The following is a 23,733-nucleotide window of genomic DNA, read 5'->3' as shown; positions in this document are numbered from 1 at the left end:
AGGGCTTGTCAGATGCTTTCGTCACAGGATCCTCCTAAGAGACGCATGGCCAGCTAATGGCTCTATCGCCTTGGTTGTGCTGCTTTTGGCAATCAGGGCATGAATGAAGGCGCGCGGATTGTAGCGAGGCTCCTAGCTCAACTTCACCAGACTATCCCTCGGCCCTATCATCCATCAAGCCAGGCACTGTTCAAGGCCTGTGCGGAACAGGTCTTGGGGCAGATCGATGCCGATGAAGACCATTTTGCTGGTTTTGTCTTCCCCGGGCGACCATTTCGGGCCCACGTCGCTGCCCATCAACTGGTGAACACCCTGGAAAATGACCTTGCGGTCCATGCCCACGACATTCAAGACGCCTTTATAGCGCAGCATGCGCGGGCCATAAATCTGCACCATCGACCCGAGGAAATCTTCCAGCTTGCTGGGGTTGAAAGGGCGGGTGGATTTGTAGACGAAGGATTTCACATCGTCGTCGTGCTTGTGGTGGTGCGGGTGGTTGCAATGCTCGTCGTGCACGTGATCGTGGTCATGGTGACCGTGGTCGTGCGCATCGTCGGTCAGGAAGCTGGGGTCGATTTCCAGCTTGGCGTTGAGGTTGAAGCCGCGCAGATCGAACACATTGCCCAGTGGCACTTCGCCGAAATGCACCCGCTGCTGGGGCGCGCGGGGGTTGATGTGCTTGAGGCGGTGGGCCAGGTCGTCGGCCTCGGCCGTGGTGACCAGGTCGGTCTTGCTGATGAAGATCTGGTCGGCGAAACCGGCCTGGCGCTGGGCTTCCTGGCGCTGGTCCAGTTGCGTCTGGCCGTGCTTGGCATCGACCAGTGTGACGATGGCGTCCAGCAGGTAGATCTCGGCGATCTCGTCGTCCATGAAAAAGGTCTGCGCCACGGGGCCGGGATCGGCCAGGCCGGTGGTCTCGATCACGACCCGGTCGAACTTCAGGCTGCCGTCGCGCTTCTTGGCGGCCAGGTCGGTCAGGGTGGCGCGCAGATCTTCCCGGATGGTGCAACAGATGCAGCCATTGTTCATCTGGATGATCTGTTCCTTGGTGTCGGCCACCAGGATGTCGTTGTCGATGTTTTCTTCACCGAATTCGTTTTCGATGACGGCAATCTTCTGGCCGTGTGCTTCGGTCAGGATGCGCTTGAGCAAAGTGGTTTTCCCACTGCCCAAGAAACCGGTAAGGATGGTGACAGGTATCAAGCTCATCCCGCGAGTGTAGCCCCGGCTGCCAAGGCTTTGAAGCCGTGGGGTTGCACAATCGCCATCTTCATCGGGTATTCTTGCAACATCGCCACCAAGACACCCCCCCCGTGTCCGAACCTTCCCAGAGTCGGCCCACCAAAGCCGACAGAACCGCCTTCCTGCAACAACATGACCGTGAAAAAGACCGTCGCAGTCTTTTTGAGCGGCTGGTTGAATTCATCTCGCCTGGTCCGGATTCCACCGATGAGCTGATTGAATCGCTGGCCACCGCCGAGCAGCGTGAGTTGATCGAGCCCGAATCCCGGGTGATGCTGGAGGGCGTGATACGCATGGCCGGCATGAGCGCTGGCGATGTGATGGTGGCCGTCAAGCGCATGGATTTGCTCGACATCAATGCGCCCTACGAAGATTTGCTGAACCAGGTGATCGATGCCGGGCATTCGCGCTTTCCGGTGTTCGAAGGCAGCCGCGAAAACATCATCGGCGTGTTGATGACCAAGGATTTGCTCAAGCTTCAGCGTGCGCCTGAGCTGAATTTGCGCACTTTGCTGCGCCCGCCGGTGTTCGTGCCTGAATCCAAGGGGCTGAACGAGTTGCTGCGCGATTTTCGGGCCAACCGCAGCCACATGGCCATCGTGATCGACGAATTCGGCAAAACCGCAGGCCTGATCACCATCGAGGATGTGCTGGAAGAGATCGTCGGTGAGATTGAAGACGAGTTCGATGTTGGCGAAAGCGACAACGGCATCTTCACTTTGGCCGACGGCAGCCAGCGGGTGGCGGGCGATGCCGACATCGAGGCGGTGAACACCGCTTTCGGGATCCATCTGCCCGTGGATGATTTCGACACGATCGGCGGCTTTGTGGCCCACGAATTGGGGCGGGTGCCACGTCGGGGCGAGGCCGTCGAAGTTGGGGGCCTTAGATTTTCGGTCATGTTGGCGCGGGGCGGCGCGGTGCGCTGGTTCAAGGTCACGCGTGCGCCCGATGCCCTGGACATGAGCGGGTCCTGAAGGTGACGATGCTTGCTTCAGGTGCCTGGGTTCCTCCGGGCGGTTTACGCGTGGGCAAGGCCCTGCTTTTGTCCATGTTGGCAGGGGCTTTGCTGGCAGGGGCTTTTTCACCCTGGATTGACGCCTTGGGCACGGCCTGGCCCGCCACTTTGCTGTCCCTGGCCGTCATGACCTTTGTGGGTGTTCTTCGCAGCATTGGATCGGTTTCCCTGGCAGCCAAATGTGGCGCCTTGTTCGGCACGGTCTGGCTGGTCAGTGGCACGGGCTGGATGTTCGTGAGCCTGCACCAGTTCGGCGGCTTGCCGGCGTGGCTCGCAGGCTTGTCCGTGCTGGTGCTTTGCGCGGCGCTGTCTGGCTTCATGGCCTTGGCGGCCGCAGCCTGGGTGGGGTGGCGGCGAGGCCACTGGCTTTCAGATGGCGTGTTGCTGGCGGCTTTGTGGTGGCTGGCCGAATGGATTCGCGGCTGCATCTTCACCGGCTTCCCGTGGGCCGCCAGCGGCTATGCCCTGGTGGACTCCCCGCTGGCCGTTCTGGCGCCCTGGATCGGCGTGTATGCCATGGGCGCGGTCTGGGTGCTGATGCTGTCCTGGGTGGTGTTGTCTGCGCCCAGGTGGCGCTCGATGCTGGTCAGTGTGTTGGCTTTGCTGCTGCTGGTGGGCAGTTTGTCCTTCATCGGCGGGCGGCCGTGGCATGAGTTCACCCGCGCCCATGGCGCACCTCTGTCCGTGACCTTGCTGCAGGGCAACATCCCTCAAGACGAGAAGTTCGCGCAGTCGCACCTGATTGACCAATTGGTCTGGCATGCCCGACAACTGGTGGCGGCCAAAGGCGATCTGGTGGTGGCGCCCGAAACGGCCATTCCGCTGTTGCCGGATCAGATGCCCGAAGGCTATTGGGCTGAACTGGCGAGTGCATTCCACGTGGGGGATCGCGCGGCCTTGATCGGTCTGCCCTTGGGTGATTTCGAGCGGGGCTACACCAACTCCGTGGTGGGCTTGTCATCGGCCACCAAAGCCTTGCCCGACGGTTTCTACCGCTACAACAAACACCACCTGGTGCCTTTCGGCGAGTTCATTCCCTTGGGCTTTCACTGGTTCGTTCAGATGATGAACATGCCCTTGGGCGACTTCACCCGAGGGCCTCGCGCCGCGCCATCTTTTGGCGTCAAAGGGCAATGGGTGGCGCCCACCATCTGCTACGAAGATTTGTTTGGCGAAGAGTTGGCTCAGCGTTTCGTGACGCCTGGGCAGCCAGCGCCCACCGTGTTTGCCAACGTCAGCAACCTGGCCTGGTTCGGCGACACGGTGGCGATTTACCAGCACTTGCAGATCGCCCGGATGCGCTCGCTGGAGTTTCAATTGCCCACCATCAGGGCCACGAACACCGGGGCCACCGTGGTGATTGATCACACCGCCAAGGTGACCGCTGCCTTGCCCACCAACACCCGTGGTGCCCTGGTGGCATCGGTCCAAGGGCGCATGGGCAACACGCCGTATGCCGAGTGGGCAGGGCGTTTCGGCCTGTGGCCGGTGGTGGCTTTGGCGGCCCTGGCTGTGCTGGCCTTGAAGCGCCGTTCGCGGAGTCCGTCCGCGAGTCTTTAGAATCGGGCATTCGCGTCACTGCTTGATGCCCACCCCACCGACCCAAAAAATGCCATGCTGACCTTCCAGCAATTGATCTTGCGCCTTCAAAGCTACTGGGATGCCCAGGGCTGCGCTTTGCTGCAACCCTATGACATGGAAGTGGGCGCCGGTACCAGCCACACCGCCACCTTTCTGCGCGCGCTGGGCCCAGAGCCGTGGCGCGCAGCCTATGTGCAGCCCAGCCGCCGTCCCAAGGATGGCCGCTTTGGCGAGAACCCCAACCGCTTGCAGCATTACTACCAGTTCCAGGTCGTCCTCAAGCCAGCGCCGTCCAACATCCTCGAGCTGTACCTGGGCTCGCTGGAGGCCGTGGGCTTTGACCTGAAGAAGAACGACGTCCGCTTCGTGGAAGACGATTGGGAGAACCCGACGCTGGGCGCCTGGGGCCTGGGCTGGGAGGTCTGGCTCAATGGCATGGAGGTGACGCAATTCACCTACTTCCAGCAAGTGGGCGGCATCGATTGCAAGCCGCTGACGGGTGAGATCACCTATGGTCTGGAGCGCTTGGCCATGTACCTGCAAGGCGTTGAAAACGTCTATGACCTGGTGTGGACGAGTTGGGAAGAAGTGGGCGCCGATGGCCAGAAGATTCAGCGCACGCTGAAGTACGGCGATGTGTTCCACCAGAACGAGGTCGAGCAATCCACCTACAACTTCGAGCACAGCAATGTCGAGTTCCTGCTGGGCGCTTTCACCAACTACGAAACGCAAGCCAAGTACCTGATCGAGCAGCACCTGGCCTTGCCGGCGTATGAGCAGGTGCTCAAGGCCGCGCACAGCTTCAACTTGCTGGACGCGCGTGGTGCCATCTCGGTGACCGAGCGCGCGGCCTACATCGGCCGCATCCGCAACCTGGCCCGCAGTGTGGCCCAGGCTTACCTCGACAGCCGTGCCCGATTGGGCTTCCCGATGGCCCCCAAGGCCTGGGCGCAAGAGGTTCTTGCACAACTAGAAAAGAAAGTCGCCTGAGCATGAGCGCTTCCAATTTGCTCGTTGAGTTGTTCGTTGAAGAGTTGCCGCCGAAGGCGCTCAAGAAGTTGGGTGAGTCTTTTGCCCAGGTGCTGGCTGATAGCCTGAAATCGCAAGGCCTGGCGGGTGCTGATTCCGTGGCGACGGCCTTTGCTTCGCCGCGCCGTCTGGCGGTGCATGTGACGTCGGTGCTGGCCAAGGCGACTGACCAGGCTGTGCAACAAAAGCTGATGCCCGTCAGCGTGGGTCTGAATGCCGAAGGCCAGGCCACGCCAGCCTTGCTCAAACGGCTTTCGGCCTTGGGCGCTGGACCTGACGCGGTTGCCAGCCTGAAGCGCTTGCCCGATGGCAAGGCCGAGGCGCTGTTCTTTGACAGCATCAAGGCCGGTGCCAGCTTGAGCGAAGGCTTGCAAAAGGCGCTGGACGAAACCTTGTCCAAGCTGCCGATCCCCAAGGTGATGAATTACCAGTTGGAGCAAGGCCCGGGCGCTGATTTCCAGCCGGGCTGGACCAGCGTCAACTTCGTGCGTCCGGCGCATGGCCTGGTGGCCCTGCATGGCGACCAAGTGGTTTCCGTGGGTGCGTTGGGCTTGCTGTCTGGCCGAAGCACGCAAGGCCATCGCTTTGAGGCCAAGGTCAACCCCGTGGTGCTTCATAACGCCGACACCTACGCGGCGCAACTCGCGCAAGAAGGCGCCGTGATCGCCAGCTTCGAAGCCCGCCGGGGCGAGATCTCGCGTCAACTCAAGCTTGCTGCGAGCAAGGTCGGCACCAACCTCCATCCCATCGATGACGACGCGCTGTTGGACGAGGTGACGGCCCTGGTTGAGCGCCCCAATGTGTTGACCGGCCGCTTTGAAGAGGCCTTCCTGGAAGTGCCGCAAGAGTGCCTGATCCTCACGATGAAGGCCAACCAGAAGTACTTCCCCTTGCTGGACGCTTCCGGCAAGTTGACCAACCAGTTCCTGATCGTCAGCAACATCAGTCCTGAAGACGCCAGCGCGGTGGTTGGCGGCAACGAGCGCGTGGTGCGCCCGCGCCTGGCCGACGCCAAGTTCTTCTTCGACCAGGACCGCAAGAAGACCCTGGAGTCCCGCGTGATTGGCCTGTCCAAGGTGGTTTACCACGGCAAGCTGGGCACGCAGGGCGAACGCGTCGAACGCGTGCGCGCCATTGCCAAGGGGTTGATGGAGGCATTGGGTCAAGCCTCGCTGGCTGCGAACGTGGATACGGCAGCCCGCCTGGCCAAGGTCGATCTGTTGACCGACATGGTGGGCGAGTTCCCCGAGTTGCAAGGCATCATGGGCGGCTACTACGCCCGCCACGATGGCCTGGGCGACCAGGTGGCGCAGGCCATCGAAGACCACTACAAGCCCCGTTTCGCGGGCGATGAATTGCCGCGCGATCTGGTCGGCGTGGTGGTGGCCTTGGCCGACAAGCTGGAGACCCTGGTGGGCCTGTTCGGCATCGGCCAGTTGCCCACGGGCGACAAGGATCCATTCGCCTTGCGTCGCCATGCCCTGGGCGTGATTCGCATGCTGATCGAGCGCGATCTGCCGCTGCAGTTAGAGCAGATGGTGGATAGTGCATTTGGCGCGTTTGCCGGCCTCCCGGAGCCGAGTGTCAAACAAGACGCCGATCTGGCAAGCAAGCTCTACCCGCCGTTTGAGGGCAAGGCCGCCGAACGGAAGGATTTGCTGGTGCGTTTCATCTACGATCGCCTGTCCGGCAGCCTGCGCGAGCAAGGCTACAGCGCCCAGGAAGTCGATGCCGTGCTGGCCTTGGATCCACAGCGCTTGGCCGAGATTGATCAGCGCCTTGCGGCCGTCCGGGCTTTTGCCGCGCTGCCTGAGGCCGCCTCATTGGCCGCTGCCAACAAGCGAGTGGGCAACATTCTTAAAAAGGTCGATGGCAAGGTTGAGCCCGAGGTCGATGCCGCTTTACTGAAGGAGCCCGCCGAAGTCGCGCTATACGAGGCCCTGACCGCTGTTAAGGTCAAAGCAAGGATGAAGGCTGATGACGGTGACTACACGGCCTCGCTGCAAGCACTCGCAGTTCTGAAGACGCCAGTTGATGCATTTTTTGCCGATGTCATGGTTAATGTCGAAGATGCCGCATTGCGCACCAATCGCCTCGGTTTGCTGGCATCCTTGCACCAGGCCATGAATCGCGTGGCCGACCTGTCCAGGTTGGCCGCATGACCCCTTTCGGAGTGGGCATGAAACTCGTCATTCTCGATCGCGACGGAACCATCAATCACGAGCGGGACGACTACATCAAGTCGGCGGACGAGTGGGTGCCTCTGCCCGGTGCGCTGGAGGCGATCGCCCGGCTCAACCATGCCGGCTGGCACGTTGTCGTGGCCACCAACCAGTCGGGCATCGGCCGGGGCTTGTTCGACATGGTGGCCCTCAACGCCATGCATGCACGGATGAACCAGTTGCTGGCCCGCCATGGCGGCCGGGTCGAGGCCGTTTTCTTCTGCCCCCACACCCCCGAAGACCAATGCACCTGCCGCAAGCCCTTGCCTGGTCTGTTCAAGATGATCGGGCAGCGCTTTGGCGTGTCCTTGGCGGGTGTGCCCATGGTGGGCGACCTTCCGCGCGATGTGCTGGCGGCGCAGTCCGTCGGTTGCGAGCCCCACCTGGTTCGCACCGGGCAGGCCGCCACCATGACCGAAACCGAATTGATCGACCTGCGCCAGCAGGTTTCCGATCTGACGATCCATCCCGATCTGTCGTCCTTTGCCGACTTCCTGATCCTGCGGGATCGGCGTGCACATGGCGAAGACAGCCCCGTGGCCACACACATGGGCGAGCTGACATGAAAGACAAGTTTGAGTGATGAGTGACCGAACGCCTGAGACAGTGACACCAGTGTCGTCGGGTGAGCAGATGGGCCTGCCCTGGGTGGAAGGCGCCACTGGCAAGGAGCCGCATTCTGCGGCCCTGGCCCAGTCGCCCGCCATGCCGGTGCCTGCCCAGCCCGACATACCCGTATTCCGCCACCCCCAGGCCGAGCATGAAGTGCGCCTGGGCGATGTGATCGTGGCCTATGAATTCCAGCGCGTGCGCCGCCGCAGCATCGGCATGGTCGTCAGCTCCGAAGGGCTGAGCGTGCGCGCCCCCCGGTGGGTGTCTTCCGGCGACATCGAAACCGCCCTGCACGCCAAATCCCGCTGGATCTGCAACAAGCTGGTCGAGCAGCGCGAGCGTGCCTTGAAGCAGAAGGCCTCTCGCATCGAGTGGCAGCATGGTGCGGTTTTGCCTTACCTGGGTGAGCCGCTGACCCTGGTGCTGGATCCTGGCACCAAAGGTGTCAGCCTGAGCGAAAGCGGCCGGGCCCTGATGTTGGGTTTGAACCCTGACGCAGCATCTGGGCTGATTGGTGATGCTTTTCAGTCCTGGCTGAAGAAGCAGGCCAAACAGCGCTTTGAAGCGCGGGTGAAGCACTTTGCCCCGCTGATGGGTGTGAGCGTCAGCCGGATCAGCCTGTCGTCTGCGCGCACGCGCTGGGGCAGTGCGAGTGTGGATGGATCCATCCGCCTGCATTGGCGCCTGATGCACTTTGCCGACCATGTGATCGACTACGTGGTGGTGCACGAGCTGGCCCACTTGCGCGAAATGAACCACAGCCCCCGCTTCTGGGAAGTGGTCATGTCCGTCATGCCAGATTACGAAAAAGCCCGCGAGCAATTGCGCCATGCAGTCATCCCGGACTGGGCCTGAATAGCCCTTGTCTTGAAAGTCCCTTCCTTTCCTGCTTAATCTCCGGCTCGGGTCAACATAGGTCACAAGGAGAAAAGCATGAGAGGACGATATGTTCTGGCAAAGTTTTGCGCGTCCATGGCGATGGCCGTGGCTGTTTCAGGGGCGCACGCCCTCAGCGGCACGTTGGTGGCCGGTGATCTGAGCCAGCCCGTCTACCTGACCGCACCTACCGGGGACCACCGCCTTTTTGTCATTGAAAAGAGCGGGCTGGTCAAGATCATTGCCAATGGTCAGACGCTGGCGACGCCGTTTTTGGACCTGTCGGCCAAGGTGGATACCGCTGGCGAGCGCGGACTCCTGGGCTTGGCCTTTGACCCCGGCTATGCCAGCAACGGCAGGTTCTACGTCAACTACATCGACAAAACCACGCTCAACACCGTGGTCGAGCGGTACACGGTGGCCGCGCCATCCAGCAATGTGGCCAATGCGGGCTCGGCCCAAAGCGTCATCAGCATCCCTCAAGAACCCTACGGTAACCACAAGGCGGGCTGGCTGGCCTTCAGGCCTGGCGACAACCAGAACCTCTACATCGCCACCGGTGATGGCGGCGATGCCAATGACCCCCACAACCATGGACAGAACCGCAACAGCCTGCTGGGCAAGGTGCTTCGGATTGACGTGAGCGGTGCCGACGCTGGCTACAGCGTGGCCACCGACAACCCCTTCGTGAACCAGGCAGGCACCCGGCCCGAGATCTGGGCACTGGGTGTTCGCAACCCATGGCGCAACAGCTTTGATCGGCAAACAGGCGATTTCTGGATCGCGGATGTCGGCCAGGATGTTTTCGAAGAAATCAATCTGGAGAAGGCCGGGGACCTTGGTGGTCACAACTATGGCTGGCGCCTGAGAGAAGGCTCTGTGGCGACTCCTGTGGTGGGCGGCGAGGCGCCCGGCTTGACCGATCCCATCTTTGAATATGCGCACCTGGGCGCACCTGGTGGTCTGGGCAATTCAATCACTGGGGGCTATGTTTACCGAGGCCCCAGCATTGGGGATGCCGACGGGCGCTACTTCTTCGCTGACTTCGTATCCGACCGAGTGTTTTCTTTTTACTTGGGGGCAGATGGCAAGCCCGTGGATTTTCGTGACGACACAGCAGCCTTGCTGGGCGCCACCGGCTTGAGTGGTCCGACCTCCTTTGGTGAAGACGGCTTTGGCCGTCTGTACGCCATCGGGATCAACGGCATGGTCGTGGCCATGGTGCCCGAAGCGGAAACCTGGGCCAGCGCGTTGGCGGGTTTGTTGGTGATTGGGGCGCTGGGCCGCCGCCGAAACTCAAGGCGTCAGGTCGTCAGCAGCTGAATCGGTAGATGCCATCGGCTCCCAGGGTGCGCGTGAGCGTGCCCTTGTGCCACAAGGCATGAAGGTGGGCCACGGCCTCGCCCATGGCAAACGTGGTCTGGTGCAGGTCGAGCTTGCGCTTGAACAGCACTGGTAGCAGGTCGGCGGCCGTGGTGGCTTGTTGCTGGCATTCCGTGACGACCTCGGCCAGGCGCTCCCGGTGGTGCTCGTGCAATTGATCGATGCGCGCATGCAGGCCAGAAAAGGGCTTGCCGTGTGATGGCAGCACCAAGGTGTCGGCTGGGAGCGCCCGCATGCGGTCCAAAGACTGCAAAAACAAGGTCAGTGAGTCGGCCTCGGGTTCGGCGTCGTACACGCTGACGTTGGTCGATATCCGGGGCAGCACCATGTCGCCCGAGATCAACACGCCCAGTGCCGGGCAATGCAGCGCCATGTGCTCTGGCGCATGGCCGTGTCCCACGTGGCAGCTCCAGGTGTGAGGGCCGATTTTCACCGCCAGGCCATCGCGCAAGCGGTGAAAGGCATGCGGCATGTCGGGCACCATGGCGCTGAAGTAGTTGGTTCGGGCCCGGATCTTGGCCACCGACTCCGGGTCGGTCAGCCCGTGGCTGGCAAAGAAGTCCGCGGCCCGCTCACCGCCAAAATTGTTGGTGTGCTTGCTCGCCAGGTGCGCCGCGTGAAAATCGGTGGCGCTCATCCAGAGGCGGCAGGGCTGCTGCGGGGTGCTCCAGCGCTCGGTCAACCAATGCGCATTGCCGACGTGGTCGGGGTGCATGTGCGTCACGATGACCCTGAGCACCGGCAAGCCTTCCAACTGGGTGGCAAACACCTGTTCCCACGCGTCCTGGGTGCCCTGGTTGGCGATGCCGCAGTCAATGATCGTCCAGCCCTGCTGGCCATCTATCTCATCGCGCAACAGCCAGAGGTTGATGTGGTCCAGTGCGAATGGCAGGGCCATGCGAACCCAGCGCACCCCGGGCGTCACGGCCAAGGCCTGGCCCGTGGCGGGCAGGGTGTCGCCCATGGGGTAGTCGATCGTCGCAGGTGAAGTCTCTTGCATGCGGGAATTGTGACCCATGAAGCCTGACTACACTCTCATCCATGACACTTGAATCCCTGTTCGACAAAAACCGGGCCTGGGCTCGGGACATTGAAAACCGCACGCCCGGTTTCTTCACCCGCTTGCAGCAGCAGCAGTCCCCCCAGTACCTGTGGATCGGCTGCAGTGACAGCCGCGTTCCGGCTAATGAAATCGTGGGGCTGCTGCCCGGTGAATTGTTCGTGCACCGAAATGTGGCGAACGTCGTGGTGCATTCCGACCTGAACTGCCTGTCGGTGATGCAATTCGCGATCGATTCGCTCAAGGTCAGGCACATCATCGTGGTGGGGCACTACGGCTGCAGCGGCGTCAAGGCGGCCATGAACAACCAGCGCATCGGCATTGCCGACAACTGGCTGCGCCATGTGCAGGACGTGCGCAACCTGCACCGCGACTGGCTCTACCAACTCCCGGACGGCCCAGCCAGGCTGGACGCCCTGTGCGAGCTCAATGTGCTGGAGCAAAGCTTGAACGTGTGCCAGACCACCGTGGTGCAAGATGCCTGGGCACGTGGCCAGGAGGTCGTTGTGCACGGGTGGGTCTACGGCTTGCATGATGGCCACATCAAGGACATGCGGATGACCGTGGAACACCCCGAAGCCCTCGGGGCCGCCTATGCCGAAGCCCTGTCCGAGCTGAAAAAACGCCACACCCCACAACCTGCCGCTGGCTCAGCGGTTTAATTTCAGGCCGATCCATGCTCCCAACGCAACTGACCGATTCACGCGCCTTTGAAATCGCCAAGGCCATGCTCGATGGGTTTGACCGCCACTACAAGATCTTCCGCGAAACCAGCGCCGACGCCAAGGTTCGTTTCGAGCAGGCCGATTGGCATGGCCAGCAACTGGCCCAGCGCGTGCGCATCGAGTTTTACGATCTGCGCGTGAACGAGGCTGTGGCCCGCTTGGAAAACGACTACCTGGCCAGCGAACTGCCCATGGAGGTCTGGCACCAGATCAAGCTGTTCTACATCGGCCTGCTGACCAACCACCGCCAGCCCGAACTGGCCGAGACTTTCTTCAATTCGGTCACGATCCGGATGTTGCACCGGCGCTATTTCCGCAACGATTTCATCTTTGTGCGGCCGGCCGTGTCCACCGAGTACATCGAGGACGAAGACCCTAAAGCCAAGCCCACCTTCCGCGCTTACTACCCCACGCGTGAGAACCTGCGCGCCATGCTCAAAACGGTGATCCAGAGCTACGAGCTCGACGAACCGTTTGAAGATCTGAACCGCGACGTAGGCTTCATTTTCGAGGCCCTGCAGGAGCAGGTGGGCAATGTGCGCCTGCGCACCAATTTCCAGATCCAGGTGCTGTCCTCCCTGTTCTTCCGCAACAAGGGCGCCTACATCGTGGGCAAGGTGATCAACGGCTTCCGGAGCCTGCCCTTTGCCATCCCCATCCTGCACAACTCCAAGAAGCGCCTGTACATTGACGCAGCCCTTTTTGGTGAAGATGACCTGCTGGCCCTGTTCAGCTTTGCCCGCGCCTATTTCATGGTGGACATGGAAGTGCCTTCGGCTTACGTGCAGTTCTTGCGCACGCTGATGCCGCGAAAGCCGCGCGCGGAAATCTACAGTGCACTGGGCCTGCAGAAGCACGGCAAGAACCTGTTCTACCGCGACTTCCTTTTCCACCTGCGCCACTCCAGCGACAAGTTCCGCATTGCGCCGGGCATCAAGGGCATGGTCATGCTGGTGTTCGATCTGCCCTCGTACCCCTTCGTGTTCAAGGTGATCAAGGACTTCTTCCCGCCGCAGAAAGAAACCACGCGCGACCTGATCATGTCCAAGTACGTGCTGGTGAAGCAGCACGATCGGGTGGGCCGCATGGCCGACTCGCTCGAGTTCACCAACGTGGCTTTCCCGCGCGACCGTTTCGACGATGAGCTGATCGCCGAGCTCAAGCATTTCTCGCCCAGCGTGATGGAAGAGGAGGGCGATGTGCTCATCCTCAAGCACCTGTACATCGAGCGGCGCATGGTGCCGCTCAACATCTACATCCAGGAAGCTGAGGGAGAGCAACTGGAGCACGCGGTCATCGAGTACGGCAACGCGCTCAAGGATCTGGTGGCGGCCAACATCTTCCCGGGCGACATGCTCTGGAAGAACTTCGGCGTCACGCGCAACGGCAAGGTTGTGTTCTACGACTACGACGAGATCGAGTACATCACCGACTGCAATTTCCGCAAGGTGCCAGAGCCGCGCAATGAGGAAGAAGAGATGTCTGGCGAGGTCTGGTATTCAGTCGGCCCGCACGATGTGTTCCCGGAGACTTTCGGGCCCTTCTTGCTGGGCGATCCTCGCGTGCGTGCCATCTTCATGAAGCACCATGCCGAGTTGCTGGAAGCTGATTTCTGGCAGCAGCACAAGGAACGCATCAAGGCTGGGTATGTGCACGACGTGTTCCCGTATGACCGTGGGCGCCGTTTTGTGCACCAGCTCCACCTGGCGTCGGCCGAAGGTGAGGCCTCGTCAGAGACCACGCCAGTGGAAGAGCCGGTGGATGTGCCCGCCGAAGGCCCGGCGGTTCATGACCAAGGCCGCCTGACAGGCTTTACCGCAGGAGGCAGCTCGGCCAATTGAGGCGGGGCCTGTGCCGGGCTTGTGTCAACTCACCAGAGTTGCCACCAAGGCTTGTCGGCAGCTTTGACGCCGCCGATGAGGTAGGGGCTGTTCGGGAAGCTTTGCTTGAGCACGCGCTCTGCGTCATCCCGCAGCGGGATCAAGCCCAGCTGATCGTAGGCTCGCACCATGATGAAGAGGGCTTCTTCGATGGCGGGTGAGCTGCGGTAGTCGGTCAAGGCCTGTTGCGCCCGGTTGGCGGCGGCCAGGTAGGCACCACGGCGCAGGTAGTAACGCGCCACATGCACTTCGCCGGAGGCCAGCGAGTTGACGATGTAGTTCATGCGCAGCTTGGCGTCCGCGGCGTACTTGGACGTGGGGAAGCGTGTCGACAGTTGCTTGAACGACTCGTAGGCATCGCGTGCTGCTTGCTGGTCACGCTCGGCCAGATCCTGGCGGGCCACACGGCCAAACAAGCCCAGGTCGTCATTGAAGTTCACCAGGCCTTGAAGGTAAATGGCGTAATCCACGGCGGGGCTGGTGGGGTGCAATCTGATGAAGCGTTCCAGTTTGGCCAGGGCCTGGGCCTTTTCGCCCGTCTTGTAGTAAGCGTAGGCCAGGTCCAGTTGCGCTTGCTGGGCCAGCATCGTGCCCGAGGCGCGGGCCTCCACTTTCTCAAGGCGCTTGATGGCGTTCTCGTAATTGCCGTCGGCCGCTTCTTCTTTCGCGTCTGCGTACAATTTGTCGGGTGCCATGCCACCAAACTCGTCTTCGGGCGTTGATCCGCAGCCACTCAGGCTGAGCACCATCAGGACGGCGGCCAAGCTGCCGACCAGGCCGGTTTTCACGCCAGATGACCGGCCCCACAAGGTGTTTTTCAGCAGTTTCACGTGTGTATAAGGCGGAGGTTGGAACCGCATAGAGTTTCGCACGAGGGTGCGCATTACCCGGCAGTATAGAAGCATGGCACCACCCCTTTCATCCACCCCTCTGCAAAGCTTTCATGTCCCGATCTCCCGTTTCACCTCCGCCGCTTTTGGACATTGACGCTTTGGACGAGGATTGGGGCGCCGAGGCCACGGCGCCCGCCAGTCAACCTTTGCCCTTGGTGACTCGGGAGGGCGTGGTCGCGGTTGCGCAGCATGGGCAGCGCCTGGACGCCTGGTTGGTCAGTCTGGCGGGCGAGTTCTCGCGAAGCCACCTTAAAGGTTTGATCGAAGCGGGTTGTGTTCGCGTTGACGGCAAATTGGCTGATTCAGCTTCGCGCAAGGTCAGCAGTGGCCAGCTGGGGTGGCTCGAATTGCGGCCCACCGCGCAAAGCCAGGCCTTTGTCGCTGAGCCCATGGTGCTGCCCACCGTGTTCGAAGATGAGCACTTGTTGGTCATCAACAAGGCGGCGGGCATGGTTGTGCACCCTGCGGCCGGCCACTGGAGTGGCACCTTGATGAACGGCCTGCTGGCCCACCATGCCGGTGCTGTCAACCTGCCCAGGGCCGGCATTGTTCACCGTCTGGACAAGGACACCAGCGGCCTGATGGTGGTGGGCAAGACGCTGGAGGCGGTGACTGCCTTGTCCAGGGCCATTGCCGACCGCGTGGTCAAGCGCCAATACGTGGCTTTGGTCCATGGCGCCGTGGCCGACGCTTTCACCGTGGAGGCGCCTATTGGCCGCGATCCAGCCTCGCGCGTGAAAATGGCGGTGCTGGCCTCGGGCAAACCAGCTCGCACCGATGTGCGCTGTCTGGGGCGTGTCGTTCTGGACGAGGACCATCCTAACGGCCCGATTCGCCGTGCTTTCAGTGCCGTGGAGTGCACCTTGCACACCGGGCGTACCCACCAGATCCGCGTGCACATGGCGAGCCGCAAGCATCCCCTGGTGGCCGATGCGGTCTATGGGGGATCTCCCGCCTTGGGTCTCACGCGGCAAGCGCTGCACGCTTATCGCCTGGCTTTTGAGCACCCCATCACCGGCAAAGCCCTTCATTTCGAATCACCTTTGCCCGACGATCTGGCCCAAGCTTGGGGGTGTCTGCAAATGGCCAACCAAAAACCTGTAACTGGTGCATAATGACTCGCAAATCAGGTGGTTTCGCCAAGGCGTGCCAACCATCCGGCAAAGAGCGTTTGATCTGACGACTTTGCCCACAAGCGGATGCCCCTCACTGGGGCGCAAGATCAAACCCAAGGCGTCAAACCAGCCCCACCAGGCGGTCAAACTCGGTCATCAGGCGTGTGCATTCATTTGCCGGTCGATGCCACTTGGGTCCGTGCCACGCAGCCCGACAGCCAGGGCGCGCGGCGTTTGAACCTCCACCTTGAACGGGTGGCGTGTGTTTACCGATTGAAGAGATGGAAGTCCTCAATCCTCAGGACGCTCAACGCGTACTAGAAGCGGCGCTTTTATGCGCACATCAGCCCATGACGGTGCGTGACATGCGCGCCCTCTTCGAAGACACCCTGTCGGCAGACGGGGTCCGTGCTTTGCTGGCCGACATTTCTCAGCAGTGGGATGGTCGGGGCGTGGAGTTGCGGGAGTCAGCCTCGGGCTGGCGCTTTCAAACCACCGCTGATGTGCAGGAGTACCTCGACAGGCTCAACCCTGAAAAGCCGCCCAAGTACTCGCGGGCCACGATGGAAACCCTGGCCATCATTGCGTACAAGCAGCCGGTCACCCGGGGCGACATCGAAGACATCCGTGGCGTGACCGTCAGCACACAGATGGTCAAGCAGCTTGAAGACCGTGGCTGGATCGAAGTGATCGGCCACCGCGACGCCCCTGGGCGGCCCGGCCTGTACGCCACCACCCGGCATTTCCTGGACGACATGGGCTTGAAGTCGCTGGATCAATTGCCAGCTCTGGACGGCATGCTGGGTGCCCAAGGCATGCTGCCCGGCCTCGACAACGACCCCGAAGCGGCAGCCCAGGCCGCTGCCAGCGCCACACAACAAGAACACGACGAACAAGGGCAGGGCACGCTGTTGGAAGTGCAAGCCGAATTGCTCGAGTCCGAACCCCCTTCTACCCCCGATGCCGATGCGGCTGACCCAGCCGATCCCGCCGAACCCTCTCCCGCTCCATGACTTCAGACAACGCGCCCATGCAAGACCCCAACGAATCCTCACCTGAGCTGGACCCGTCCGCGCTCAACGCGCCCGAAGATGCGCCCAAGCCCAAACGGGCTCGTCGCACCAAGGCCGCCGAAAGCCAGGTCGAGCCGGAGGCTGAAGCCGTGGTGGAAGAGGCCGCCAAGCCCGCACCGCGCCGCCGCAAGGCCGTCGCCGTCGCCGAGGACGTGCCTCCGACCGTGGTTGAGCCTGCAGTTGAAGAAGCCGTTGAGGCCAAGCCCAAGCGTGCCCCGCGCAAGAAGCCAGCGGCAGATGCCGAATCAGCGGCGCCAGTGCAGGCTGATTTGATCAGCGATGAAGCGCCGGTGGTCCGTGAGCCCGCCGGTGACGGCTTCTTGCAGCTGGGCCCTGACGTGAATGAGCCTGCGCCTGAGCCAGTGCAAGCCTCGCAAGACGGTGAGCCAGTCGCGGCGGCTGGCGCCGAGCCTCGCTTTGAAGAGCGTGGCGAGCGTGGTCGGCGAGATCGTGGCCCCCGCGGCCCGCGAGGTGATCGTTCTCCACGCCCTGCACTTGAGCAGCAAGCTGGCGAGCAGGTCACTGACGGTGGTGAGGCGCTGGAAGGCGAGGGCAATGAAGCCCGCGATCCGGAGCAACTGCCCTCGCGCCGCGCAGCGATCGCGGCCGAGCAGGCCAATGAGGTCTTTGCCGAATTGCTGTCAGGCGATTTCGACACGGTGCGCGACGAGGTCGCCGAAGAAGAAGCCGAGGGTGCCGAGACGGATCCGCAAAAGCGCGTGCTGCGCCCTGAGCCCGATGCCCCCAAGCTGCAAAAAGTCCTGGCCCAATCGGGCGTGGGCTCGCGCCGCGACATCGAGCAGATGATCGAAGATGGCCGGATCACGGTTAACGGGCACGCTGCCCACATCGGTCAGCGCGTGTCGTATGGCGATCAGGTCAAGATTGGTGGCAAGCCCATCCGGATCCGTATCGCGCCTCAACCGGCGCGCATCCTGGCCTATCACAAGCCCGTGGGCGAAGTGGTCACCCATGACGATCCCCAAGGCCGTCCAACCGTGTTCCGGCGTCTGCCGCGCTTGCAAAACGGCAAGTGGATGTCGGTGGGCCGCCTGGACCTGAACACCGAAGGGCTGCTGCTGTTCACCACCTCGGGTGAGTTGGCCAATCAGTTGATGCACCCCCGCTTTGGCGTGGAGCGCGAATACGCGGTGCGCGTGTTGGGCACGTTGCCTGAGTCTTCCAAGAACAAGCTGCTGGAGGGTGTCAGCATCGAAGGCCAGATGGCCTCGTTCAAGTCCATTGAAAACGGTGGCGGCGAAGGCGTGAACCATTGGTACCGCGTGGTCATCACCGAAGGTCGCAACCGCGAAGTGCGCAAGCTGTTCGAAACCGTGGGCCTGGCCGTCAGCCGCCTGATCCGCGTGCGTTATGGCGCCATCGTGCTGCCACGTGGCCTCAAGCGCGGTGTCTGGGTTGAGTTGGGCGAGTCCGACGTCCGCGCCGTGAAGTCGCTGGCCGGTTTTGACCGTCCTGACAATTTCCAGAAGGGTGGTCGCCAGGAGGGGGGCCGCAACAATGGCAAGCCCCAAGGTGGCGGCCAGCAGCAACAGGCCCCTCAGGGCCAGGACAACTTCAAGGGTCGGCAAGGCGGCCAAGGCCGTGGCCAGCAGGCAGGCAATGGCCAGCAAGGCAACGGCCGCGGTCCTCAGCAGGGTCAGGGCGGGTATGGCCCGCAAGGCGGCAATAACCAGGGCCGCAACAACCAGAATCGTCCTGGACGCCCGCCCATGGATCGTCCGCAGGGCGGGGGTGCTCAGGCCCAGCAAGGGCCTCAAGGCGAGCACAACGACGACTTCGACCACATTGGCCCCATCCCCAATCCGTTGGAGCAAACCTTCGACAAGCGTTTCGCCAAAGGCTCCAAGCGCATCACGCAGGGTTTTGGTCGTCCCGACCACAATGCTGACCGCGGCGGCGAGCCCAAGGGCGGCCCGCGTCAGCCAGATCCGCTGCAGACCTCGGTCGGCTACATCGGTGCCGATGCCTACTTCAACAAGGTGGGTGGTCGCTCAGGACGTGGCGGTGGTGGCCAGGGCGGCGGTGGAGGCGGTGGCAATCATGGCGGCGGTGGTGGCGGTCGCGGCCGTCGCTGAGCGGCCTGTCCGCTGCCCGTCATATCCCAGCGATACAATGCTGGGTTTTGTCCAATCTAGACTTAGGAGAACTTAATAATGACCATCGAACGCACCCTGTCGATCATCAAGCCTGATGCCGTTGCCAAGAACGTGATCGGCCAAATCGTGGCCCGTTTTGAAGGCGCTGGCCTGAAGATCGCTGCCGCCAAGCTGGTGCAACTGTCGCGTCAGGAAGCCGAAACTTTCTACGGCGTGCACAAAGAGCGTGGCTTCTTCAAGGACCTGGTTGATTTCATGGTCTCCGGCCCTGTGTTCATTCAAGTGCTCGAAGGCGAAGGCGCCATTGCCAAGAACCGCGACCTGATGGGCGCCACCGATCCCAAGAAGGCCGAGAAGGGCACCATCCGCGCCGATTTCGCTGACAGCATCGATGCCAACGCCGTTCATGGCTCTGACGCCGCTGAAACCGCTGCCCAAGAAATCGCTTTCTTCTTCCCTGGCCTGAACGTTTACAGCCGCTAAGTCGATTGTCCATGAGCGCTGTCAACCTCCTCGAATTCGACCTGGATGGCTTGGCCGCGTTCTGTGAACAACTGGGTGAGAAGCGCTTTCGCGCCACCCAGCTGTTCCGCTGGATCCATCAGAAAGGCGCCTCCGATTTCGACCAGATGTCGGACCTGGCCAAATCGCTGCGGGGCAAGCTGCAGGGCATTGCCACCCTCAAGCCGCTGCCGATCATCAGCGAACACGTTTCTGCCGATGGCACCATCAAATGGTTGTTTGATGTCGGTGCCGGCAATGCCGTCGAGAGCGTCTACATCCCCGAAGACGACCGAGCCACTTTGTGCATCTCGTCCCAGGCTGGTTGCGCCGTGGGATGCCGCTTTTGCTCGACCGGCCACCAAGGCTTCAGCCGCAACCTGACCACTGGCGAAATCATCGCCCAGCTCTGGTATGCCGAGCATTCGCTGCGCAAGCGACTGGGGCAGACCGAGCGCGTCATCAGCAATGTGGTCATGATGGGCATGGGCGAGCCCTTGCAAAATTACTCGGCCGTGATGCCCGCCTTGCGCATGATGCTGGACGACCATGGTTATGGCTTGTCGCGTCGCCGCGTCACGGTGTCCACGTCCGGGGTTGTGCCCATGATCGAGCGGCTCAAGAACGACTGCCCGGTGGCCCTGGCGGTGTCTTTGCATGCCCCCAATGATGTGCTGCGCGATGAGCTGGTGCCCATCAACCGCAAATACCCGATTGACGAACTGCTGGCAGCCTGCTCAGATTATTTGACCGCCGCACCGCGCGATTTCATCACTTTCGAATATTGCATGCTTGATGGCGTGAACGATACTGACGAGCATGCTCACCAGTTGATCGACCTGGTGCGTGGGCGCATTTCGTGCAAATTCAACCTCATACCGTTCAATCCTTTCCCTGCGTCCGGCTTGCATCGTTCCGACAATGCCCGGGTGCAGGCCTTTGCCCGGATCCTGGCGGATGCCGGCCTGATCACCACGGTGCGCAAAACCCGTGGCGATGACATCGACGCCGCTTGTGGTCAACTCGCCGGTGAAGTGCAGGACCGCACCAATGCCAAGGGTCGCATGACCCGCCAACCCGTTGTAGTCCACCTGATCCCGGGGGCCGCTGGCCGCGGCACCCCCCCATCGAATTGAGCGCCGGCGGCCCGTTCCCGGCGCAGGAGACCGACCGCATGACCATTTCCCGTTGTACGCAGCTGGCTTGTCTGGGCGTTGTTGTGGCCTTGAGTCTTGGTTCTCTCTCGGGTTGCGTCCAAGCGCCGCAGGCTGAGGGCTCATTCGCCAGCAAGGCCATGGCCAGGTCGGCCGCGGCCTCAGTGTCCGACGATGTGGTCACTACCTCGGATGAGAGCGATGTGCGCAAGCGGGCTCGCATCCGGCTGGAACTGGCCACAGCGTATTTTGCGCAAGGTCAACTAACTACTGCGCTGGACGAGCTCAAGCACGTGCTGGCGCTGGATGCCCGGATGTCCGAGGCGCATGAGTTGCGCGGCTTGATCTACAGCGCCATGAACGAACCGGCACTGGCGGATGAAAGCTTCAAGCGCGCCATCCAGCTCGATGAGCGCAACGGCAGTGCCATCCACAACTACGCCTGGTGGCTTTGCAGCAAGCAACGCTATCCCGAGGCCGATGCCCTTTTTGAGCGCGCCGCCAATTTGCCGCAGACCATCGCCACCAGCAAAACCTTGATGGCCCGTGGTGTCTGTCAGGTGCGCGCCGGTCTATTGCCTGAGGCCGAGAAGTCCCTGGCGCGCTCTTACGAGCTGGACGTGACCAACCCTGCCACCGCTTACAACCTGTCCGCGGTCTTGTACCGACGAGGTGAATATGAGCGCGCGCGCTTTTACATTCGCCGTGTGAACAACATTCCAGAGCAGATCACACCAGAATCCATCTGGCTGGGTGCTCGCGTTGAGAATCGCATGGGCAATGTGGGCGGCCGTGATGAACTGGCCAGGATTTTGCGCAGCCGTTTCCCCAATTCGCGCGAAGCCACGGCGTTGGAGTTGGGGCGTTTCGATGAGTGATCCAACCGCGTTCAGCTCGAGTTCCCCCTTGGGCGCCAAAGCGGGCGATCTGCTGCGTGAAGCCCGGCAGGCTCAGAACCTGGAAATCGATGCTTTGGCCTCAATGATCAAGGTTTCTCCGGCCAAGCTGGAGGCGCTTGAAAGCGGTCGGCATGATCAATTGCCCGATGCCAATTTCACGCGTGCGCTGGCCATGACGGTGTGCCGCAGCCTGAAGATTGACCCAGCGCCTGTTCTGGCCGCTTTGCCTGCAGCCCAGGCCATTCCGTTGTCACCGCAAAAGCCCGCCTTGAACCAGCCGTTCAAGGAGTCGCGTGGGGCCAATTTGTCGTTTGATTCGGGCGAATCGTTTGATCTGAAAGCCTTGCTCAAGCCGCAATGGCTGGCTCCGATCGTGTTGCTGCTGGCTTCACTGGTGGTTTATTTCATGCCCGCCTCAGTTCAGTGGCCTCAGTGGGCGGGCCCCAGCCAGCAACCGGCCACCATCGACACCGTGGCTGCGCCAGCATCGGTGCCCGAGGCGCCCGTGCCATCGATCGATGCGGTCAGTGCACCAGCGGTGGTGCCTTCGCAGGCAGATGCTGCTGCGTCGTCGGCGGCACCCGAGCCTGCAGCCTCTCAGGTGGCAGTTGTTGCGCCAGTGGCGCTTGCCGCCTCTTCGCCAGTCGTTGGTGCTGGCGAAGGGCCTTTGGTGCTCAAGAGCAGCCGACCTGCGTGGGTTGAAATTCGCGATGGAAGAGGTGTCTTGCTGTCCCGTCACCTCAAAGTGGGCGAAACCGTTGAGCTGACCGGCATACCGCCTTTCAAGCTCCACCTTGGAAACTCTTCGGCCCTGGACGTGATCTACCAAGGCCAGCCGGTTGAACTGGCCTCTCACACGCGCAACAATGTGGCGCGGCTTGAATTGAAATGAACGACTTTTCCTCATCTTTGGCCAAACCGATCGAGGTCGCCAGACCGGCGCCACGGCGCTCGCGTCAGGCTCGCGTCGTCTGGGACAAGCGTGTCGTCCTCATTGGCGGCGACGCCCCCGTGTGCGTGCAATCCATGACCAACACCGACACGGTCGATGTCATTGGCACCGCCATCCAGGTCAAGGAGTTGGCCATTGCCGGCTCTGAGCTTGTGCGCATCACGGTCAACACGCCGGAAGCGGCTGAAGCCGTGCCCCACATCCGCGAGCAACTCGACCGCATGGGCATCGACGTGCCCTTGGTGGGCGATTTCCACTACAACGGTCATCGACTGCTCACCGATTACCCCGAGTGCGCCAAGACCTTGTCCAAGTACCGGATCAACCCCGGCAACGTGGGCAAGGGTGACAAGCGCGACAAGCAGTTCGCGCAGATGATCGAGGCGGCGCTCAAGTACGACAAGGTCGTGCGCATTGGCGTCAACTGGGGCAGCCTGGACCAGGAACTGATGGCCTCGCTGATGGACGAAAACGCCCGGCGCGCCCAGCCCTGGACCACCCAGCAGGTGATGTACCAGGCCCTGATCAATTCGGCGCTCGAATCAGCCCAGGCGGCCCGCGAGTTGGGCATGGCCCCCGAGCAGATCATCCTGTCGTGCAAGGTCAGTGGTGTGCAGGACCTGATCAGCGTGTACCGGGGCCTGGCTCAGCGCTGCGACTACCCACTGCATCTGGGGCTGACCGAAGCTGGCATGGGCACCAAGGGCACGGTGGCGTCGGCCGCCGCGCTGTCGGTGCTGATGCAAGAGGGCATTGGCGACACCATCCGCGTTTCGCTCACGCCACAGCCCGGCGAGGCGCGCACGCAAGAAGTTGTGGTGGCGCTTGAGATTTTGCAGGCGCTGGGCTTGCGCACCTTCGTGCCCAGCGTCACCGCCTGCCCAGGCTGCGGCCGCACGACCAGCACCACCTTCCAGGAACTGGCCAAGCAGATCGACGATTTTCTGAGGGCGCAAATGCCCGTCTGGCGGGTCAAGTACCCTGGCGTCGAAAACATGAAGGTGGCCGTGATGGGCTGCATCGTCAACGGCCCCGGCGAAAGCAAGCATGCTGACATCGGCATCAGCCTGCCCGGCACCGGCGAAGCACCCGCCGCGCCAGTGTTCATCGACGGCGAGAAAGCCTTGACCCTGCGCGGCGACCGCATCGCCGATGACTTCCAGAAGCTGGTGCAGGATTACATTGACCGGCGTTTCGGCGCCGCCGTCCAGGCCTGATTTTCTTTCCCGGCGCAAGCTCTGCGCCGTTCTCTCACAGACACCGTCTCGACTTTCATTTTCATGGCCGACATCCTCCAAGCCATCAAAGGCATGAACGACATCCTGCCGCCCGAATCGGCGCGCTGGGAATGGCTCGAAGAAACCGTGCGCGCCCTCATGCGCCGCTACGGTTACAGCAACA

20 protein-coding genes are annotated in these 23,733 nt (G+C 61.9%); 17 read left to right on the top strand and 3 right to left on the bottom strand.

Annotated elements, in window-relative coordinates; all coding sequences use genetic code 11:
* Nucleotides 1-174 precede the first annotated feature (174 nt).
* A complete protein-coding gene (locus tag Q7V20_RS10380) occupies nucleotides 175-1,209 on the bottom strand; it encodes a GTP-binding protein (protein ID WP_304790246.1) in 1,035 nt (344 codons plus the stop codon).
* A gap of 155 nt (nucleotides 1,210-1,364) precedes the next feature.
* Between Q7V20_RS10380 and Q7V20_RS10375 the strand changes: the two genes are divergently transcribed.
* The 7 genes from Q7V20_RS10375 to Q7V20_RS10345 all read left to right on the top strand — a co-directional run bounded on the left by Q7V20_RS10375 (nucleotide 1,365) and on the right by Q7V20_RS10345 (nucleotide 9,903).
* Nucleotides 1,365-2,219 (top strand): HlyC/CorC family transporter, encoded by an 855-nt coding sequence (locus Q7V20_RS10375; protein ID WP_304790357.1) that lies wholly within the window; start codon nucleotides 1,365-1,367, stop codon nucleotides 2,217-2,219.
* 8 nt (nucleotides 2,220-2,227) lie between these two features.
* The gene (lnt, locus tag Q7V20_RS10370; protein WP_304790243.1) at nucleotides 2,228-3,820 is read left to right on the top strand and encodes an apolipoprotein N-acyltransferase; all 1,593 of its coding nucleotides are present in this window, start codon (nucleotides 2,228-2,230) and stop codon (nucleotides 3,818-3,820) included.
* Nucleotides 3,821-3,874: 54 nt separating this feature from the next.
* Nucleotides 3,875-4,831 carry a glycine--tRNA ligase subunit alpha gene (gene glyQ / locus Q7V20_RS10365; RefSeq protein WP_304790240.1) on the top strand — a complete coding sequence of 319 codons (957 nt, stop codon included), beginning with the start codon at nucleotides 3,875-3,877 and terminating at the stop codon, nucleotides 4,829-4,831.
* Between the two features lie 2 nt (nucleotides 4,832-4,833).
* Nucleotides 4,834-7,032 carry a glycine--tRNA ligase subunit beta gene (glyS, locus tag Q7V20_RS10360; RefSeq protein WP_304790237.1) on the top strand — a complete coding sequence of 733 codons (2,199 nt, stop codon included), beginning with the start codon at nucleotides 4,834-4,836 and terminating at the stop codon, nucleotides 7,030-7,032.
* 17 nt (nucleotides 7,033-7,049) lie between these two features.
* On the top strand, nucleotides 7,050-7,658 hold the full coding sequence (gmhB, locus tag Q7V20_RS10355) for a D-glycero-beta-D-manno-heptose 1,7-bisphosphate 7-phosphatase (protein WP_304790234.1): 609 nt from the start codon (nucleotides 7,050-7,052) through the stop codon (nucleotides 7,656-7,658).
* A gap of 16 nt (nucleotides 7,659-7,674) precedes the next feature.
* Complete coding sequence (locus tag Q7V20_RS10350) at nucleotides 7,675-8,559, top strand: M48 family metallopeptidase (RefSeq protein ID WP_304790231.1); 885 nt, start codon at nucleotides 7,675-7,677, stop codon at nucleotides 8,557-8,559.
* Between the two features lie 78 nt (nucleotides 8,560-8,637).
* Entirely contained in the window at nucleotides 8,638-9,903 is a 1,266-nt protein-coding gene (locus Q7V20_RS10345) for a sorbosone dehydrogenase family protein (protein WP_304790228.1), read from the top strand.
* Here the strand turns inward: Q7V20_RS10345 and Q7V20_RS10340 are convergent.
* Nucleotides 9,893-10,981 carry an MBL fold metallo-hydrolase gene (locus tag Q7V20_RS10340; protein WP_304790225.1) on the bottom strand — a complete coding sequence of 363 codons (1,089 nt, stop codon included), beginning with the start codon at nucleotides 10,979-10,981 and terminating at the stop codon, nucleotides 9,893-9,895. The two genes, Q7V20_RS10345 and Q7V20_RS10340, sit on opposite strands and share 11 nt — an antisense overlap.
* Before the next feature lie 23 nt (nucleotides 10,982-11,004).
* Here Q7V20_RS10340 and can point away from each other — a divergent pair, with 23 nt between their 5' ends.
* Both can and aceK read left to right on the top strand, forming a co-directional pair.
* A complete protein-coding gene (gene can / locus Q7V20_RS10335; RefSeq protein ID WP_304790223.1) occupies nucleotides 11,005-11,685 on the top strand; it encodes a carbonate dehydratase in 681 nt (226 codons plus the stop codon).
* Between the two features lie 14 nt (nucleotides 11,686-11,699).
* On the top strand, nucleotides 11,700-13,589 hold the full coding sequence (gene aceK / locus Q7V20_RS10330) for a bifunctional isocitrate dehydrogenase kinase/phosphatase (RefSeq protein ID WP_304790220.1): 1,890 nt from the start codon (nucleotides 11,700-11,702) through the stop codon (nucleotides 13,587-13,589).
* 29 nt (nucleotides 13,590-13,618) lie between these two features.
* Here aceK and Q7V20_RS10325 read toward each other — a convergent pair whose 3' ends face one another.
* Nucleotides 13,619-14,458, bottom strand: a complete 840-nt coding sequence (locus tag Q7V20_RS10325) for an outer membrane protein assembly factor BamD (protein WP_370652445.1) — start codon at nucleotides 14,456-14,458, stop codon at nucleotides 13,619-13,621.
* 113 nt (nucleotides 14,459-14,571) lie between these two features.
* Between Q7V20_RS10325 and Q7V20_RS10320 the strand changes: the two genes are divergently transcribed.
* The 8 genes from Q7V20_RS10320 (at nucleotide 14,572) to ispG (ending at nucleotide 23,549) form a co-directional block, all read left to right on the top strand.
* Nucleotides 14,572-15,636 (top strand): RluA family pseudouridine synthase, encoded by a 1,065-nt coding sequence (locus tag Q7V20_RS10320; RefSeq protein WP_304790217.1) that lies wholly within the window; start codon nucleotides 14,572-14,574, stop codon nucleotides 15,634-15,636.
* A 365-nt stretch (nucleotides 15,637-16,001) separates the two neighbouring features.
* Nucleotides 16,002-16,649, top strand: a complete 648-nt coding sequence (scpB, locus tag Q7V20_RS10315) for an SMC-Scp complex subunit ScpB (protein WP_370652444.1) — start codon at nucleotides 16,002-16,004, stop codon at nucleotides 16,647-16,649.
* Nucleotides 16,646-18,805, top strand: a complete 2,160-nt coding sequence (gene rluB, locus Q7V20_RS10310) for a 23S rRNA pseudouridine(2605) synthase RluB (protein ID WP_304790212.1) — start codon at nucleotides 16,646-16,648, stop codon at nucleotides 18,803-18,805. Before scpB ends, rluB begins: the two co-directional genes overlap by 4 nt.
* 78 nt (nucleotides 18,806-18,883) lie before the next feature.
* Nucleotides 18,884-19,309 carry a nucleoside-diphosphate kinase gene (gene ndk, locus Q7V20_RS10305; protein WP_304790210.1) on the top strand — a complete coding sequence of 142 codons (426 nt, stop codon included), beginning with the start codon at nucleotides 18,884-18,886 and terminating at the stop codon, nucleotides 19,307-19,309.
* Nucleotides 19,310-19,320: 11 nt separating this feature from the next.
* Entirely contained in the window at nucleotides 19,321-20,463 is a 1,143-nt protein-coding gene (gene rlmN / locus Q7V20_RS10300) for a 23S rRNA (adenine(2503)-C(2))-methyltransferase RlmN (protein WP_304790207.1), read from the top strand.
* A gap of 38 nt (nucleotides 20,464-20,501) precedes the next feature.
* Nucleotides 20,502-21,359, top strand: coding sequence for a type IV pilus biogenesis/stability protein PilW (gene pilW / locus Q7V20_RS10295; RefSeq protein ID WP_304790204.1), 858 nt, complete (start codon nucleotides 20,502-20,504; stop codon nucleotides 21,357-21,359).
* Nucleotides 21,352-22,272 (top strand): helix-turn-helix domain-containing protein, encoded by a 921-nt coding sequence (locus tag Q7V20_RS10290; RefSeq protein ID WP_304790201.1) that lies wholly within the window; start codon nucleotides 21,352-21,354, stop codon nucleotides 22,270-22,272. Before pilW ends, Q7V20_RS10290 begins: the two co-directional genes overlap by 8 nt.
* Nucleotides 22,269-23,549: a flavodoxin-dependent (E)-4-hydroxy-3-methylbut-2-enyl-diphosphate synthase gene (gene ispG / locus Q7V20_RS10285; RefSeq protein ID WP_304790198.1), complete on the top strand. Its 1,281-nt coding sequence runs from the start codon at nucleotides 22,269-22,271 to the stop codon at nucleotides 23,547-23,549. The genes Q7V20_RS10290 and ispG overlap by 4 nt, the downstream gene beginning before the upstream one ends.
* The last annotated feature ends 184 nt before the right edge of the window (nucleotides 23,550-23,733 follow it).

Origin of the sequence: Aquabacterium sp., assembly GCF_030652515.1 — a bacterium.
Taxonomy (GTDB): Bacteria; Pseudomonadota; Gammaproteobacteria; order Burkholderiales; family Burkholderiaceae_C; genus Aquabacterium.
This window is presented reverse-complemented; position numbering and strand designations above follow the sequence as displayed.